The organism is Weissella fangxianensis (assembly GCF_024718545.1).
Lineage (GTDB): Bacteria > Bacillota > Bacilli > Lactobacillales > Lactobacillaceae > Weissella > Weissella fangxianensis.
Genome location: NZ_JAMXDB010000072.1, coordinates 1 through 2,100 on the forward strand (window position 1 = coordinate 1; position 2,100 = coordinate 2,100).

General features: G+C 39.2%; 5 protein-coding genes. 1 reads left to right on the forward strand and 4 read right to left on the reverse strand.

All coding sequences use genetic code 11. The annotated features are described in order from the left end of the window. Positions 1-161 precede the first annotated feature (161 nt). On the reverse strand, positions 162-821 hold the full coding sequence (locus NGR58_RS10125) for a hypothetical protein (RefSeq protein WP_258089355.1): 660 nt from the start codon (positions 819-821) through the stop codon (positions 162-164). A gap of 19 nt (positions 822-840) precedes the next feature. Then, on the reverse strand, positions 841-1,089 hold the full coding sequence (locus NGR58_RS10130; protein WP_075268888.1) for a GlsB/YeaQ/YmgE family stress response membrane protein: 249 nt from the start codon (positions 1,087-1,089) through the stop codon (positions 841-843). Positions 1,090-1,164: 75 nt separating this feature from the next. On the opposite strand from NGR58_RS10130, the gene NGR58_RS10135 reads away from it, so the two are divergent. Beyond that, positions 1,165-1,518 (forward strand): iron-sulfur cluster biosynthesis family protein, encoded by a 354-nt coding sequence (locus NGR58_RS10135; protein WP_258089356.1) that lies wholly within the window; start codon positions 1,165-1,167, stop codon positions 1,516-1,518. 79 nt (positions 1,519-1,597) lie between these two features. On the opposite strand, the gene NGR58_RS10140 is transcribed toward NGR58_RS10135, so the two are convergent. Then, a complete protein-coding gene (locus NGR58_RS10140) occupies positions 1,598-1,933 on the reverse strand; it encodes a hypothetical protein (RefSeq protein ID WP_258089357.1) in 336 nt (111 codons plus the stop codon). A gap of 73 nt (positions 1,934-2,006) precedes the next feature. Further along, a complete protein-coding gene (locus tag NGR58_RS10145; RefSeq protein WP_407077141.1) occupies positions 2,007-2,099 on the reverse strand; it encodes an IS3 family transposase in 93 nt (30 codons plus the stop codon). Position 2,100: the final 1 nt, after the last annotated feature.

A 2,100-nucleotide genomic window follows, 5' to 3' on the forward strand; every position in this document is an offset into this window, starting at 1 on the left:
CCGTATTTTATAAGGCGGAATACCTTGTAGATACATTGTGACAGCTTCAATTTGTACTTCTTTTGAAAACATAGTAAAACCCCGTAAGTTTTGGAAATTACTCCAACTTACGGGGTTCAGTTCACTAGCCTATGTTGTGCTAGTGCCTTTTTTGATTAATTTCATAATTGATCGACAGTTAAATCCATTAATGATTGTAGCCACTGTTGCAATGACTGATCATTTGTCTCAACTGTAAACGGTGTTGTGGAATAAACAACAGCAACATTTTGCCAGTTAACTCCGTCTTGACCGATAAACGATTTTGCCAGTTCTTGAATATTATCATTCGTTACAGTCGCCAACTGGCTAGTTTCTGAAAAACGAGTGAGGTACCAATTGACAGCTAATTGTCGTCCAATGGCACTGGTAATATCCACGTCTTGGTTCATCAAACGAACCGCCTGTTTAGTTGGTAAAGCGGGAACTTCCTTTTTTATAAAGCGAGAAAACCTTGACCACTGGCCAATAATAATTGCATAAAACTGCCAAGGCACTTTAATGGCAATTTGCGCCAACGTTTGAATCGTGATCTTATCCATATCCCACAATCCATCCTCAGAAATCTCAACTCCCTGTTCAGCCCACTCTGCTAAAAAACGTTGCATGGTTTCGTTAACTAGCGCAGATGTTGCTCGTTGTGTTAAAACATAACGACCTTGCAAAAAGTCAGCAACTGTTGACCTGTCAATCATGGCGTTGGCTTGACGTTGAGCATGCTGTTTCAGCTGACGACTTTTCTTACTAGTGCTGACACCTGCATAATGCCCTTGTTTAACCACAATACACCTCTCTCATTACCTATTTTGCTCGACTAAGCAACCAAGAAACTAAAATAACCACAATAACTGCACCAATAATCGATGGAATAATCGCCATACCAGCAACATTTGGTCCCCATGATCCTAGTACCAACTCACCTAGCCATGAACCAACTAAACCAGCGACAATATTAGCAATCCAACCCATAGAACCACCATTTTTCGTTACAGCTCCTGCAATTGCACCAATAACTGCACCAATAATAAGTACCCAAATTAAATGAAACATCATGATCTCCTTCCTAATTGTTAACTATCATCTCAACCTGTGCTACAATGAGCAGAAATGAGGAGGGACAATAACATGTATTTAACATTTTCTGACACCGCACAAAAGCGGATTAAACCCTTAGTAACGACAGATACGCGTATCGCACTTGACTTAGACGATGGTGTTGGTCCATTTTCAGATGCTGCCACATGCACTTTTGATGTGGCCTTCAACTTAGTCCTGTGCCAAGATAGCGATTTATCAGATGACTTCAATGTTACGATTGATAGTGATCTGGGTCCTGTCTACATCAAAGATTATACAACAGAACAGTTAGACTCTGCACTTAATTTGGACGTTGACCGTTATCTACGCTACAAACTGACAGGTCCATCTGGCATTTTAGATCCTAATGTCACATTACGTAACTTACAACCTGTTGGTTAACGATTATGTAGCATAAATCATCGTTAGTTAGTTTTAAACACAAATAAGTCGAGACACTTTATCTGTCCCGACTTATTTTTTATCTATTTGCTAAGATTTGTTCTAACTGTTGTATTTTATTAATCAGTGCATCTTCGATAATCTCATGATGCGCCAATTCTTGCCTAGAAACTTCAGGTTTTTGTGCAGGTTTTAATACAACTGATTTGCCTTGACCGCCTGTGGCCTGATGTAATTGTTCGTTTTCCTGACGTAAACGCTCATTTTCTTCCGCCATTAGCTGCATGGTTTCTTGTAACTCCGTCGCTTGTGATTGATAAATTTCTGCACCTGTACGCCATTTGTCAGCTTCTTTTTGTGCTTCATGTAAGGCATCTACTAATTGTTGTATTTCTTCTTCACTTCTTATTTTCAATTTGTTTGCCACCTCGAAATAATTGTATAAAAAAAGCCATCCATGAACTGAACCCCAAAAATTGGAGAGAAGTTTAAGCAACTAGCTGGTCGGAAAGATTTCGGTATTGAACCGGAGTTTTTCCGGCCAGTTTTGTTTTAATCCGTTTATTATTGTAGTAATAGATA